The sequence below is a fragment of the Flavobacterium sp. 38 genome (genome assembly GCF_057799715.1).
Genome location: NZ_JBYNWZ010000004.1, coordinates 199,712 through 213,786 on the forward strand (window position 1 = coordinate 199,712; position 14,075 = coordinate 213,786).

Here is a 14,075-nt window from a genome sequence, read left to right on the forward strand (position 1 = left end):
TTAGTCTGAATTTCAAAGATACGTCGAGATTTACCTTCAAATTACAGTCTGAGTTATTATTGAGATTTTTTTAAGTGTGTTTTAACTTTTTATTAGTTACGTAAAAGAGTACAATGTAGTTTTTATGTCTTAATTTTAACAGCTTTTAATTTTTAGCATAAAATTAGAATGTTGTAAATCAGTAAAATAGAAATTGGGTCTTGAGCTTGGCTTTTGACAATCGTAATTAGCGTTTTTAAGCCATTTCTTTTTTCGTATTTTTGTTTGCTTAAGAAGCCTTATGACAGAAGAAAACGTAATACTAGTTAATCAAAACGATGAACAGATTGGCTTGATGCCAAAATTAGAAGCACATGAAAAAGCGCTTTTGCACCGTGCCTTTTCGGTTTTTATTTTAAATAGTAAAAACGAAATTATGCTGCAGCAGCGTGCTCATCATAAATACCATTCTCCGCTGCTTTGGACAAACACTTGCTGCAGTCATCAGCGTGAAGGTGAAACCAATATTGAAGCTGGAAGCCGACGTTTGTTTGAAGAAATGGGTTTTAAAGCAGAATTGAAAGAGCTGTTTCATTTTATTTATAAAGCGCCTTTTGATAACGGCTTAACAGAGCATGAATTGGATCATGTGATGATTGGTTATTATAATGACGAGCCAAACATAAATCCAGACGAAGTAGAAGACTGGAAATGGATGAGTATTGAAGATGTTAAAGCAGATATTGAAAAACAGCCCGAAATTTATACCGTTTGGTTTAAGATAATTTTTGATGAATTTGATCATTATCTCGAAGACCATAAATTATAGCCAACTAACCAGAAGCATAAATGAGAGTAACCATATCAAGAAAAGCACATTTTAATGCTGCACATCGACTACATCGAAAGGATTGGTCATTTGAGAAAAACGATGCCGTTTTTGGAAAATGCAACAATCCTAACTTTCATGGTCATAATTATGGTTTAACAGTAAGTGTTACAGGAAAGATTGACCCCGAAACTGGTTTTGTTTTAGATGTGAAAGTATTAGCGGATATTATACGTGAAGAAGTAGAAATTCCGTTTGATCACAAAAATCTGAATCTGGATGTTCCAGAATTTATAGATTTAAATCCAACTGCAGAAAATATTGCCGTTGTGATATGGAATAAAATTAGACAACGCATTCACACTGACTTTGATCTGGAAGTTGTGCTGAACGAAACGGACAGAAATTTTGTAACTTATAAAGGAGAATAAAAAATGTCATTAAAAATAGGAGATATAGTTCCGAATTTTACTGCGAAAGACAACAACGGAGAACTTTTTGAAAGCCAAAGCGTTTTAGGAAGAAAGCCCTTGGTGATTTATTTTTATCCAAAAGATAATACGCCTGGCTGTACTACTGAAGCATGCAGTTTTCGGGACCAATACGAAGATTTTAAAGATTTGGGAGCTGAGGTAATTGGTATTAGCAGCGATAGTGTAAAGTCACATCATAAATTTGCTGCTAAGCATAAATTACCTTTTATTTTGCTTTCTGATCAAGATAAAAGATTGAGAAAACTTTTTGGTGTCCGCAATAGCCTTTTAGGACTTTTGCCTGGACGCGTTACTTATATAATTGATAAAAATGGTTTGGTGATTTCGATTTTTGACAGTGCAAACGCGGCAAAACATATTCCGAGAGCCTTAGAAATTGTTCAAGAATTAGTATCATAGAGTACCAAAATAGTATTAGAAAAGAATTAATTAAACAAATATATTAGCCTAAAAACATGAGCCAAAATTTATACCCTTTGCAATTTGAACCGATTTTGAAAGAAAGAATCTGGGGAGGAGAAAAACTAAAAACAATTTTGAACAAACCAATCGTTTCTAATATTACTGGCGAAAGCTGGGAATTATCTACTGTACAAGGAGATGTAAGTGTGGTGGCAAATGGAGTTCTTAAAGGAAAATCTTTAATGGATTTGATTGAGGAAACACCAGACGCTATTTTAGGAACTAAGGTTTATGAAAGATTTGGAAAACAGTTTCCGCTTCTTTTTAAATATTTGGATGCAAGAGAAGATCTTTCTATTCAAGTTCATCCAAATGATAAATTAGCAAAAGAACGTCATAATTCATTCGGAAAAACCGAAATGTGGTACGTAACCCAAGCCGATGCAGACGCTAGAATTATTGTGGGTTTTAAAGAAGATTCAAATAAAGAAGAATATTTAAAGCATTTACATGACAATACTTTAGTTTCAATTTTAGACGATGTAAAAGCAAAACCGGGAGATGTTTTCTTTTTAGAAACAGGAACAGTTCATGCTATTGGTGCAGGTTTGGTGGTTGCCGAAATTCAGCAGACTTCTGATATTACGTATAGATTATACGATTTTGACCGTGTAGACGCGCAAGGAAATAAAAGAGAATTGCACGTAGATCTTGCATTGGATGCGATTAACTACAATAAAGTAGATACGCAGAAAAAATACGAGACTAAGACTAATACTTCAAATACAGTTGTAGACTGTCCTTATTTTACAACTAATTTCCTTCCGTTAGAAAATAAATTAGAAGTGGCTAAAACAGGAGAAACGTTTACAGTATATATGTGTATTGAAGGCAATTTCGAAATTGAATACGACGGATTCAAGCAAGCTTACAAAAAAGGAGATACCATTTTGGTTCCAGCTGCAATAAATGCATTTAATTTGATCGGAAACGCTTCAATTTTAGAAATTTACATTTCTTAGCATTAAATTTAAAGATAATATGTACTTTTGCAGACGCAAATTAAAATAATAAGAAAAATGGCAAACGTTAAGAATTTAAAGAAAGACATCAACTTCGTATTAGGAGATATTATTGAAGCAGTTTATTTGTTTGAGATGTCAACAACAGGAAATCCAACTCCAGAAACGAATGCTTTAGTCGATGAAGCTATTGCTGCATTCGATACTTTGATTACAAAAGTGAACGCTAAAAACGTTGAAAATAAAAAAGCACACTTCAAACAAATCAATGTTGAATTAGAACAAACTGCTAATCAATTGATTGAAAAAATCAACGCACTATAAGCGAAAAAAAGTGTAAAAAAGTGCAATTTTATTTTGGAGAATTGAAAATCCGCTTTATATTTGCACCCGTAATGAGGCCGATGTAGCTCAGCTGGCTAGAGCAGCTGATTTGTAATCAGCAGGTCGTGGGTTCGAGTCCCTCTATCGGCTCAAACGGAAACCATTCGCATCGGCGAATGGTTTTTTTGTTTAAATAGAGAGTGGTGCGAATTTTTTTTTGGAATATTAAAAAACATTTCTATCTTTGCACTCGCAAAATAGGCCGATGTAGCTCAGCTGGCTAGAGCAGCTGATTTGTAATCAGCAGGTCGTGGGTTCGAGTCCCTCTATCGGCTCAAAAAAACCATTCAGTTTCTGAATGGTTTTTTTATTTATGGGAAATCCCAAATTCCAATCTTTGTCAAAGCCATAAACTTTTGGGAAGGTCAAGTGGGATAAAAAAATAAAAATTCCAAACCCCAATTCATGTCGTAAATTGGAATTTGGAATTTTTGAGCTTTGGAATTTAATGTATTTAAGATTTGAATTTGGAATTTGGGATTTTAAATTTGTGTATTTAAGATTGGAATTTGGACTCGAGCGACAGCGAACAGGCGAAGCAATTTAAAAATTGGAATTTTAAATATTTATCTCCCCAATTTCTGATGTGCTGCAGTAAATTGTCCCGAAGACATTGCGGCAAAAATAGAAAGTTCACCAGTTAAACATAATGCAATTGCAATTTCGGCGAGTTTGCCGCTTTTTCCAGCGCCGTAACACCCTAAAAGTTCGAGGCACTCTCTTTGAGTAGGAAACGATGTTCCGCCGCCAACTGTTCCAACAATCATATTAGACATCGTAATAGCAAAATAAATATCATTGTTTTCGGTGATTTCCATTTTGGTAACTGCAACAGAAGCTTCACCTGTACAAGCAACATCTTGACCGCAGGCAATAAATAAAGCTGCAAGTCCGTTAGAAGGATGCATGCCGCCACCGACTACGCCCGCTTTTTTGGCTCCAGAAACGCATATTTTCCATTGTTCGTATAATAAGGCCGGAGTGGTCTTTAAAACCGATTTAACGACCTCATTTTTTATTACTATTTCGGCAGTAACTTTTCTTCCGCGAACTCGAGTGTTTAACGGACTGATTTTTTTATCTCCAGAAAAATTGCCTTCAATAGTCCAGAATACAGGTTTTATTGGACAGTGTTCGAGAATATACTTGCATATTCTATCTGAGCAGATCGTTACCATATTTTGGCCAGAAGCATCACCAGAAGTAAACTCAAATTTTAAAATCAGAATATTTCCTTCGATATTGATGCCTACGTCATTTAAAATGGCATAATTGCTAGTTTCTCTGGTTAATGCTGAAAATGTTTCGGTGTGGTCTAATACCCAAGAAACAAATTTGCCCAATTCAATTACAGTTTTAAATTTGAAAGTAGGAGTTCTTTGCACGCCTTCTTGAAGCGTAACAACTGTTATTGCTCCAGATTCCCTGCAGGCTTTTGCGCCCCTGTTATAAGATGCAAGCAATGCACCTTCGGTTGTGGCTAGAGGAACGTAAAAAGGGCCTTGGGCAACGCTTCCGTTTATTACAAGTGGGCCAATAATTCCAGTAGGAATCTGGCTCATGCCGATGTAATTTTCGATATTGCCTTTTAAGCTTTCGTTATTAGTAAAAACTTTTTCTCCAGAGAGAAAATCGAGGTCTAAATTTAGTTGGCTGCGAATAAAATTCAGACGTAATTTTTGTCCACTTTGAGTGTAGGGATCTTGGTCGGGAATTTTTTCTGCTTGAGAATGTTTTGGATTATAAGATTCTAATTTGTGAAAAACTGACGAATCTATGTAATCATACTTAGGTCGACTGATGTTGCTGGTTAAATTTTCCATAAATATAGTTTTTGAAATTTGAAGCTAAGGTATTACAAATTGAAATTGTATTTATGTAAATTCTGACAATTTAACAGTTAATTATTTAATTGTCAGTTATTTATGATAATTAAAAACAATGCTGAAAAAAAGACATAAAAAAAATCCTGTTCTTTTAAAAAACAGGATTGATCAAAAGGTCAAAAAGTGTAAATTTTAAAATTTAACTTGTTGATTTTTATTGTTTTATGTTTATTTTGTCGCTTTTCTTTGCTAATTTAGGTAGTATATTTTGTTAGTTTCTTCGATAAAAAAATGCCCTGAAAACATTCAGGGCATTTTTTGCTGTAATAAAGTAAATTATTTTTCTGTTTCAGTTGTTGCGGCTTCAGTTTCAGTTTTAGCTACAGGAGCCTTTTGTTCTTCTTTCTTAATTTCTGCAACATATTTTGTTAGTTTCTTTCCGTAAAGTGATTTTGCTACTTTTGGAGTCATCGATTTTTGAATTGTATCTAGAAATTTGATATTGATATCGTAAATCTCCGCTAAAGCAATATAAGGTGCTACTTCATGATCTTTATTGTTTATAGCAAAGTTTGTAGCGTATAAATATTTTCTTTTGATGTTTGATTGCTGTTTGGCTTCAATGCTGTCAATCGCTTTTTGGTCTTGTCTTTTTAAAGCTTTAAATCTTGCTTCAACCATTGACAGGTTTTCGTCAATAAAGCGAGAATTTACTTTTTGATACTGCTCGTATAATTCCTGATTTTTTGAGCCTGTAATTTTTGCGCTTGAAATGAAGTTGTCTAAGTTGGTTTCGATATTGATGTTTCCTGGTTCAGCAAAAAACAAAATGTTATTGTCTAAAGAATTACTTACGCCTCGGTCTAGAAATAAGTAAAGCATTTCTGGAGATTCTAATTTGATGTCTCTTTCAAAAGCTGCATTTCCGTCAATTTTAATACTGTCGATTGCAACAAGAGAAGTGTCAACAAAACGTTGGATATATAATGTTCCGGTTTTTAAACCTTTAATGTTTCCTGTAATGTGTAAATTATCAGCAGCAGTTTCTTTTTTGCTGCAAGATGCTAAGAATGCAAGAGTAACAAAAGCAATTAATGTTTTTTTCATTGGTTTTTGAGATTTTGGTGCAAAATAAAGAAAATAGTTTAAATGTAAAGAGGTGGATGTTTTTATTTTTATAAAAAAAATAAATCCCAATCTATTTCTAAATTGGGATTTGAAAGCATTGCAGGAAAAGGTCTTACATTGTCAAATTGAATGAAGTGCCATTTTCGTGCGTATAAGTGTAAAGTGCATCGCAGTCATTATTTCCATAATCTATTACGCCGTTTAAAATACCGCCTTGAACTTTTAATTGTCCTTTAGAAATAAATAGGCAAGAATATTTTTTAATTAACGGCTCTTTTACTGTCAAAGTAAGTGTTCCGCCAGCTGTTGCTGTTACCGTATGCGTGCCTTCTGTTATTTCATAAACATTATCAGATAAAATAAAAGGAGTATCTACACCTGCAGTTTGTTTAGTAGTATACGTTCCAGAATTAGTATAAACGCCTCCTTGTAAATCGGTTAATTTACCGTTGGTCACTTTTCTAGTCCATTGCGGTACAGTAGGTATAGTTGTCGTATTGGTGTATTCGATAGTTCCTTCTAGTTTGATTCCGTTGATAGAATAATCAATTCTTTCAATTGTCATTTTGCTTCCTGTTGCAGTAATTGCTCCAGAAAGCGTTACTTTCAATTGTCCTTTTCTTGTAAGGTTGTTTGCGTCTTTGCATCCCGCTGTTCCGAAATCTGCTAAAAATACTTTCGGATATTCGCTTCCATTTGGAGTAGAGATTGTAATTGTAGCGCAAATCCCAGGTAGTGGTGCTGTTTCTGTAGTTTTTCCAGTAGTTGAGGTAGCTGTACTAATTAAAAGACTGGTGTTAAGATCCATTTCGTTAGAAGTGTCAACCGCAACTGAAGCTCCAATAGTTGTTAGGTCTGTTGTAACTGTCGGTTCGTTGTTGTCGCTCGAACACGAAACGTATAAAAGTGCTGAAGCACAAATAGTTGTTAGTAAAATGGCTGTTTTTTTCATAGTGGTATTTGTTTTGGATTAGATTAATAAGGCAGTCAAATGTAATAAAAAAACGAATTACAATTAAAAAATCCTGTAGTGGTATTTACAGGATATTATAACGAATTTTTGAAGTAAAAATTATGTGCAAAACTGTTAAGAAATGACTTTAAACTGATTTGTAGTAATTGCTTTTTGCTTTTCTGATTTTTTTATATTCTTCCCAATTAAACCTGTTTAAGAAATCGGCTGCATTTTGGGCGCCTCTTATAAAGAGATCAATTTTTGCATCGTCTGTCAGATTAAAGTTCAGCCAATTGTGGCTTCCAGTGTCGATGTATCCGATTAAATTTTTAAAATCTGGATTTTTTTGGAGAAATTCAGAATCGTAGCCATAACGCGCAGTGTCAAATAACGAACTTATTAAATTGGAAAATTTTTCATTTTTATTGATTTCGTTTTTATCGTAGCCTAGTTTAATTCCGAAAGTTGGAGAAGCGGGAACATTCATGTTTTCGTGAAAAATGTCTATCGGAAAATTGGAGATAATGCCGCCGTCCATAAACATCACTTCTGACGGAACAGATGTTCTAAGGCAGGTAGCGTCATTCCATTTGTTCCAACAATCGACTCCGGTTGGAATATTTTTAATTTTAAAAGGTGTAAAAAACAACGGAATTGACATCGAAGCGCGAACAAAATCGGCTGGATTCTGAACATCTGGATTGGAGTAAAACAAATCAATCATTTGTGGGAAAATAATTTTGCTTTCAGTAGTGATATCTGCGGTAATTATGGCCATTTGGCTCCAATGATCTACTCGTGTATATTCTTCTTTATCACCTTGATTTAAGCGATTTACTCGATATAATTTGTTTTTATCTGAAATTCCTTTTTCTCTTAAAGCTTTCAAATCGGCATAATTTTTTATTCCTTTTTGCGAAAGCAGATTGGTCATCCATTGATGGAAATTATTTCCAGGATTTAATCCTAAATCGTCTTTGAAATTATCAACTACCTGACAGCCTTTCATTATTAATTTCAGATTTCCAGCATCACTCAGCAAGGCATCAATAAATTCGCGGGCATCGTGATCGCCATCCACAAAATCGTATAAATTTTTATTGCAAAGGCAATCTAATATCCATTCCGATTTTTCGATATCGCAAGTTCCCGCGGCCGCCATCAGCATGGTGTTAATACTTCCTGCTGATGTTCCGGCAAGGCTTAAAAAACGAATTCCCATTTTTTCTAAAACATAAACATAGCCAACAAGCGCAATTCCGAGAACGCCGCCGCCTTCTTGTACAAGATCAACATATTGGTAATTATTGTTGTCTATGATATCAGAGAATTTTTTGTTTTTAATCTGGGTTTTCAAATCCTTTATAATTGCTAGAATTTCTCCATTTTCTGTAAACTTTCTTTTATCCATGATTTCTAGAATTTAGATTTATTTAATTTGTTGGTAATCAAAATTATAGAAATGATTTTTTTGAGAAAAGGGGAGAATGACCCTTTTTTAACGGGTAATTTTAGGGCAAAAAAAATCCTGCAAAACTTAATTTGCAGGATTTTAAAAAATTATTTTAGAATGCTTATTTAATCATTTCAAAACTTCTTTTTACGAAAGCGGTAAGCGCTTCACCTTTCAAAAGGTTTTGAGATAATTTAGCTAAATCTAAAGCTTGTTTTACCAAATGCTCTTGATGTGTTTTGTCTTCAGTATTTAAAATGCTTGAAGCCAAATCAGAATTAGTATTAACAACCAAGTTGTACATTTCTGGCATATTGCCCATTCCGAACATTCCGCCGCCGCCAGTCTGGCTCATTTCTTTCATTCTACGCATAAATTCTGGTTGCGTAATAATGAATGGAGCAGCCTGAGAATCCATAGCTTCCAATTGAACAGAGTATGCTTTTGGAATATAAGCTTCCAAAGAAGTTTTTAAAGCTGCTTTTTCGTCCTCAGATAATTTAGAAATAGCATTTTCTTCTTTTTTGATTAAGTTGTCAATATGATCAGAGTCAACACGTACAAAAGTTAGGTCGCTGTTATCATTTTCGATTTTCTGAATTAAATGCGAGATAATCGGAGAATCTAAAAGCAATACTTCGTAACCTTTCTCTTTTGCTGATTCAATATAAGAGTGCTGTGCGTCTTTGTTTCCAGCATAAAGAACAACTAATTTACCGTCTTTGTCAGTTTGGTTTTCTTTTAAGTTTTCTTTTAATTCTTCTAAAGTATAGTATTTGTCATCTACAGTTGGGTATAAAACAAATGCGCCCGCTTTTTCGTAGAATTTATCTTCAGAAAGCATTCCGTACTCTAAAACGATTTTAATATCGTTCCATTTTGCTTCAAAATCAGCACGGTTTTCGTTAAATAAAGCTTTTAATTTATCTGCTACTTTACGAGTAATATAGTTTGAGATTTTCTTAACTGCTCCATCTGCCTGTAAACCAGAACGAGAAACGTTTAACGGAATATCTGGAGAATCGATTACACCTTTTAACATTGTCAAGAATTCAGGTACAATTCCTTCTACGTTATCAGTAACGTAAACTTGGTTTTGGTACAACTGAATTTTATCTTTCTGGATCTGCATGTCTGAACCCAATTTTGGGAAATACAAAATACCAGTTAAGTTAAACGGATAATCTACATTTAAATGAATGTTGAATAACGGCTCTTCAAATTGCATTGGATACAATTCTCTGTAGAAGTTTTTGTAATCTTCATCAGATAATTCAGAAGGCTGTTTAGTCCAAGCTGGATTAGGGTTGTTGATGATGTTGTCAGTTTCAACAGTTTCATTAACATAATCTTCTGGAGCGTCTTCTGGTTTTGGAAGTGTTTCTGTTCTTGTTCCAAATTTAATCGGAATAGGCATAAACTTGTTATACTTATTCAATAAACCGCTGATTTTAGAATCGTCTAAGAACTCAAGAGAATCTTCTGCAATGTGAAGAATAATTTCAGTTCCGCGTGAAGTTTTGTCAGCAGGCTCCAAAGTGAATTCTGGACTTCCGTCGCATGTCCAATGTGCAGCTGGCTCATCTTTGTATGATTTTGTGATGATTTCAACTTTCTCAGCTACCATAAAAGCAGAGTAGAAACCAAGACCAAAATGTCCGATAATACCAGAATCTTTTGCAGAATCTTTGTATTTGTCCAAAAATTCCTCAGCACCAGAAAATGCTACTTGGTTGATGTATTTTTCAACTTCATCAGCAGTCATACCCAAACCTTGATCGATGATGTGGATTTTTTTGCCTTCTTTGTCCACTTTCACCTCAATAATTGGGTTTCCGTATTCTACTTTAGCCTCGCCAATACTGATAAGATGTTTTAATTTTAAAGTAGCATCAGTACCATTAGAAACAAGCTCGCGCAAGAAAATTTCGTGGTCGCTGTATAAGAACTTTTTAATTAAGGGAAAAATGTTTTCTACTGAAACATTAATTTTACCTGTTGCCATATTTTTTAATTTTTGATTTAGTTTGATGATTTTCACTTATTCAAATAGAATACCAATTGTTTTTTGGATGACAAAATGGCGGAAATGTTAATTTTGAAAGAAAATAAATAGATTCTAAAACGGATAATATCCCGACGAATCGTATATTTGTGGTACAATAATTGTTAAAAAGGCAAGTATTAATCTAAAAAAATTGTACAAAATGAAGAAGAGTATTTTTATATGCTTGATTGCCGCTATGTTTTTTGCGTGTAAATCAGCTTCGTCAACAGCAGCTTCGTCTTCTGAAGCAACGACACTATCAAATAAGCTTGATAGAAAAACTCAAGTAGCTTTTAAAGGAAACTGGGTTCTTACTAATGTTTCTTACCCGGGTTCTGATTATATCAAAGTAAATTCTTTTGATTTAGCTGATTCAAAATGCTTTATTGGTAGTACTTGGAGCTTTATTTCAAACAATAACAAAGGAACAATGGCTTTGACATCGCCAAGCTGTACCTCTTTCTCTTCTCCAATTGTATGGAGTATAAACGATCAAGGGATGTTTATACTTAAAATTTTGGATGCTGGAGAAAAAGCTAAGAAAGTAAGAGATGGTTATTTGCTTAAAGTAGGCAGTGTTACAGAATCTTCATTTCAATTAATTGATAATATCAATGTTGGAGGTCAGGTAAAAGATGTGGTTTACCAATTTCAAAGAGCTAATTAATATTTTAAAGAGATAAAAAAATGAGAAAGATAACGGTTTTAGGTTTAAGCAGTTTAATGGTTATAGCTAGTTTTTTTACTAGTTGTGATTCAGTAAAAAACGCAAATAATACGCAAAAAGGAGCCGGAATTGGTGCTGTTGCAGGTGGTGTTATTGGTGCCGTTTTAGGAAACAATATCGGACGAGGAGGAAACGCTGCTTTAGGAGCTGCAATTGGAGCTGCAGTTGGTGGTGGTACAGGAGCTTTGATCGGAAACAAAATGGATAAACAAGCTCGTGAAATTGATCAAGCTTTACCAGGTGCGTCTGTAGAAAGAGTTGGAGAAGGAATTCACTTGACATTAAATGAAAATGCAGTGCGTTTTGATACTAATAAGTCAACTTTGACTTCTCAAGCAAAAGCTAATTTAGATAAATTAGTTCCTGTATTTAATGAGTATGGAGATACAGATATTCAAATTTTTGGTTACACAGACAATACTGGAAAACCAGAATATAACTTAACACTTTCAGGACAAAGAGCTGCTTCTGTGCAAGCTTATTTAGTTTCAAAAGGATTAAAATCTAGCCGTTTCAAAACTTCAGGTTTAGGAATTGCAGATCCAATTGCAACAAATGATACGCCAGAAGGTAGAGCGCAAAACCGTCGTGTTGAATTCTCAATTACTGCAAACGACAAAATGGTAAATGACGCAAAAGCAGAAGCTGGAAAATAATTTCAGATAAAATAAAATATAAAAAAAGCTGTTTCATAATTGAAGCAGCTTTTTTTTGACTTTAGATTATTATTTTTTGTAGAAAGAATAAAGTTGATTTCCGTTATCAATAACGTTTGAGAGTTCTTTATCTTTTAAGAATGATTCTATTTCAGTAAAATCTTGGTTGTTTCCTTTTGTCGCTAAATATTTCAGGAACCAGTATTGATATTCATTTGGTTCATTTATTTTTTCTGGTTTTATTTCTGAAATCTTTTTATGTAGTTTTTCAAAATCAAAATAATAAGCCAATTCATATAAATTTAAAAGTTCTAATTTTTGTTTTTGTTGAAGATAGTCTTCGTCTTGCTTTTTTAGTGCATTTTTAGCATCTTTTAAATATTCACCAGCAACACGAATCATTCTTCCTTTAATGTTGTTATTTACCAATAAAGAATAATTGTAGTATTTCTGGGCCATTCGAATCGCTGTGTTATATTTTTGAGCTTGATAATAACCTATTAATTCAGTAGCTAAATATTCAGTAGTTAAACGATATTGTGCTAACTCTACTTTTAAATCAGAAGCAGTTTGATAACCTGCAAATTGATGAATTATTTTTCCGTTTGGGTCAATAATAAACATGCTAGGAAGTCGACTAATTTGATATTTAACCGCAACATCATAATGTAAATCAACGTCGATCTTTAAGGTCACAAAATCCTCAAGAATGGTTTGAATCTGTACATCATTCCAAGCATTCAAATCCATTTGCTTGCAAGGCCCACACCATTTTGCAGTAAAATCTAATAGTATCAGTTTGTTTGTGGCTAAAGCTGCCTTTTGTGCTTCTTCCATAGAAGTAAACCAAGCGGCTTCAATTGTATTTGATATAAAAAACAATAATATTAATGATGAAATTTTTTTCATGGCAAATTATTAATTCGAGATGATGGTCAGATTAATGTCATTTAAATTATAAAGGTCTTGACTTTTACTTCATTCTATATTTGGACAATAGTTCATTGAATTTACTTCATATTTTTTTCTATTCCTTAGTATAACATAAATTAATAGATATCACTCTGTAAAGCATTACATTTTTATTTTTCTTTTCTGAATAATCAATTATATAGATTGTTTTAGCGGATTAAAAATTTCACAAGAAACATCTTGATAATCAAACTTATCTAGCGCATTTATTTTAATTGTTTTTCTTTTATGTTTTCTTAAAAATGATTCATTAACAACGGTATTATCTGATGTTCTATTCTTGTCAATTTCAAAGCGGAAAGTTTGAAGTTTTTTTTTCTTAACATTGAAAAAATATCCTTTATTATTGAAGCCGTTTTTTTCTTGAGGATATTCAATTTTCGTATTGTGCTTTCCTTTTTTAAAAGAGATGTATATAGTATCTAGCTTTTTTAAATATTCATAGTTCTGTGAATATATATTATTTGTTAAAAATATAAAGAAAAGTATTTTTATATATCTCATAATAATCAAATTTAGTGTTGTAAATCGTCATGACCATATTTTACATAGTTTGCTAATAAATTCCATTTATCTGAACCTACAGGAAAATCTACTTTGAGGCAATTAGCTTCTTCTAAACGATTTAAAGATAGATATTTGTAATATTTATCCCAATTCTAAGGAGTTGAGGTTAGAGAAATAATAGCCGGATTAATGTCATTTAAATTATAAAAGTTTTGACTTTTTACTTCATTCTATATTTGGACAATAGTTCATTGAATTTACTTCGTAAATTTTTTTTTCAGTATAATCAACTATATAAATTACTTTTAATTGAGAAAAAATATTACAAGCAATTTGTTCATATGTATAATGCTTTAATGATGAGATTGAAATTATTTGTTTTTTCTTTTCCCGAAAAAATGTTTTATTTATTTTCTTTTGTTCAGAAATAATATTTGAATTTTTTTTCTCAATGTTTTTATATTTTGCATGTTCAAAATTTAAGTTTATAGTATTATTTTTTATATAAAATTGAAAAGCTTTTTCAACAAAATTATTTGGTGTAATTCGAGTTTCAATATCGAATTTTTTCTCGTTTTTACCTTCTTTGAATTTTATATATATTGTATCAAGTTCCTTTAAATAATCATAATCTTGACTATAGATTGTTTGAGATAGAAATATTGCTAATATATATAATAGGTTTTTCATAATT

15 protein-coding genes and 2 tRNA genes are annotated in these 14,075 nt (G+C 32.7%); 9 read left to right on the forward strand and 8 right to left on the reverse strand.

Going from position 1 to position 14,075, the window contains the following annotated elements; translation table 11 throughout:
- Positions 1-280 precede the first annotated feature (280 nt).
- From idi to AC3E9W_RS12255, 7 genes are all read left to right on the forward strand, one after another.
- On the forward strand, positions 281-808 hold the full coding sequence (idi, locus tag AC3E9W_RS12225; RefSeq protein ID WP_177212124.1) for an isopentenyl-diphosphate Delta-isomerase: 528 nt from the start codon (positions 281-283) through the stop codon (positions 806-808).
- Positions 809-828: 20 nt separating this feature from the next.
- Positions 829-1,239: a 6-carboxytetrahydropterin synthase gene (locus tag AC3E9W_RS12230; RefSeq protein WP_488768553.1), complete on the forward strand. Its 411-nt coding sequence runs from the start codon at positions 829-831 to the stop codon at positions 1,237-1,239.
- Between the two features lie 3 nt (positions 1,240-1,242).
- Positions 1,243-1,701 (forward strand): peroxiredoxin, encoded by a 459-nt coding sequence (locus tag AC3E9W_RS12235; protein WP_488768554.1) that lies wholly within the window; start codon positions 1,243-1,245, stop codon positions 1,699-1,701.
- Positions 1,702-1,757: 56 nt separating this feature from the next.
- Positions 1,758-2,726, forward strand: a complete 969-nt coding sequence (locus AC3E9W_RS12240; RefSeq protein ID WP_488768555.1) for a type I phosphomannose isomerase catalytic subunit — start codon at positions 1,758-1,760, stop codon at positions 2,724-2,726.
- A 57-nt stretch (positions 2,727-2,783) separates the two neighbouring features.
- Positions 2,784-3,050, forward strand: a complete 267-nt coding sequence (locus AC3E9W_RS12245; protein ID WP_125722399.1) for a hypothetical protein — start codon at positions 2,784-2,786, stop codon at positions 3,048-3,050.
- Positions 3,051-3,126: 76 nt separating this feature from the next.
- Positions 3,127-3,200 (forward strand) — tRNA-Thr (locus AC3E9W_RS12250).
- A 111-nt stretch (positions 3,201-3,311) separates the two neighbouring features.
- Positions 3,312-3,385: transfer RNA gene (locus AC3E9W_RS12255), tRNA-Thr, on the forward strand.
- Between the two features lie 291 nt (positions 3,386-3,676).
- On the opposite strand, the gene AC3E9W_RS12260 is transcribed toward AC3E9W_RS12255, so the two are convergent.
- The 5 genes from AC3E9W_RS12260 to htpG all read right to left on the reverse strand — a co-directional run bounded on the left by AC3E9W_RS12260 (position 3,677) and on the right by htpG (position 10,477).
- Positions 3,677-4,933: a hydroxymethylglutaryl-CoA reductase gene (locus AC3E9W_RS12260; protein ID WP_488768556.1), complete on the reverse strand. Its 1,257-nt coding sequence runs from the start codon at positions 4,931-4,933 to the stop codon at positions 3,677-3,679.
- Between the two features lie 339 nt (positions 4,934-5,272).
- Positions 5,273-6,043 (reverse strand): DUF4369 domain-containing protein, encoded by a 771-nt coding sequence (locus AC3E9W_RS12265; RefSeq protein WP_488768557.1) that lies wholly within the window; start codon positions 6,041-6,043, stop codon positions 5,273-5,275.
- 133 nt (positions 6,044-6,176) lie between these two features.
- Positions 6,177-7,016, reverse strand: a complete 840-nt coding sequence (locus AC3E9W_RS12270) for a hypothetical protein (protein WP_488768558.1) — start codon at positions 7,014-7,016, stop codon at positions 6,177-6,179.
- A gap of 148 nt (positions 7,017-7,164) precedes the next feature.
- Positions 7,165-8,430 (reverse strand): patatin-like phospholipase family protein, encoded by a 1,266-nt coding sequence (locus AC3E9W_RS12275; protein WP_306159346.1) that lies wholly within the window; start codon positions 8,428-8,430, stop codon positions 7,165-7,167.
- Positions 8,431-8,593: 163 nt separating this feature from the next.
- Positions 8,594-10,477, reverse strand: a complete 1,884-nt coding sequence (gene htpG / locus AC3E9W_RS12280) for a molecular chaperone HtpG (protein ID WP_306159344.1) — start codon at positions 10,475-10,477, stop codon at positions 8,594-8,596.
- Positions 10,478-10,679: 202 nt separating this feature from the next.
- Between htpG and AC3E9W_RS12285 the strand changes: the two genes are divergently transcribed.
- Both AC3E9W_RS12285 and AC3E9W_RS12290 read left to right on the forward strand, forming a co-directional pair.
- A complete protein-coding gene (locus tag AC3E9W_RS12285; RefSeq protein WP_306159342.1) occupies positions 10,680-11,186 on the forward strand; it encodes a lipocalin family protein in 507 nt (168 codons plus the stop codon).
- Between the two features lie 20 nt (positions 11,187-11,206).
- Positions 11,207-11,902 carry a YiaD family glycine zipper/OmpA-like lipoprotein gene (locus AC3E9W_RS12290; protein ID WP_306159340.1) on the forward strand — a complete coding sequence of 232 codons (696 nt, stop codon included), beginning with the start codon at positions 11,207-11,209 and terminating at the stop codon, positions 11,900-11,902.
- 69 nt (positions 11,903-11,971) lie between these two features.
- Here the strand turns inward: AC3E9W_RS12290 and AC3E9W_RS12295 are convergent, their stop codons facing one another.
- The 3 genes from AC3E9W_RS12295 to AC3E9W_RS12305 form a co-directional block, all read right to left on the reverse strand.
- Positions 11,972-12,811: a thioredoxin family protein gene (locus AC3E9W_RS12295; RefSeq protein ID WP_488768559.1), complete on the reverse strand. Its 840-nt coding sequence runs from the start codon at positions 12,809-12,811 to the stop codon at positions 11,972-11,974.
- 198 nt (positions 12,812-13,009) lie between these two features.
- Entirely contained in the window at positions 13,010-13,378 is a 369-nt protein-coding gene (locus AC3E9W_RS12300; protein ID WP_488768560.1) for a hypothetical protein, read from the reverse strand.
- A gap of 228 nt (positions 13,379-13,606) precedes the next feature.
- Positions 13,607-14,071: a hypothetical protein gene (locus tag AC3E9W_RS12305; RefSeq protein ID WP_488768561.1), complete on the reverse strand. Its 465-nt coding sequence runs from the start codon at positions 14,069-14,071 to the stop codon at positions 13,607-13,609.
- Positions 14,072-14,075 lie beyond the last annotated feature (4 nt).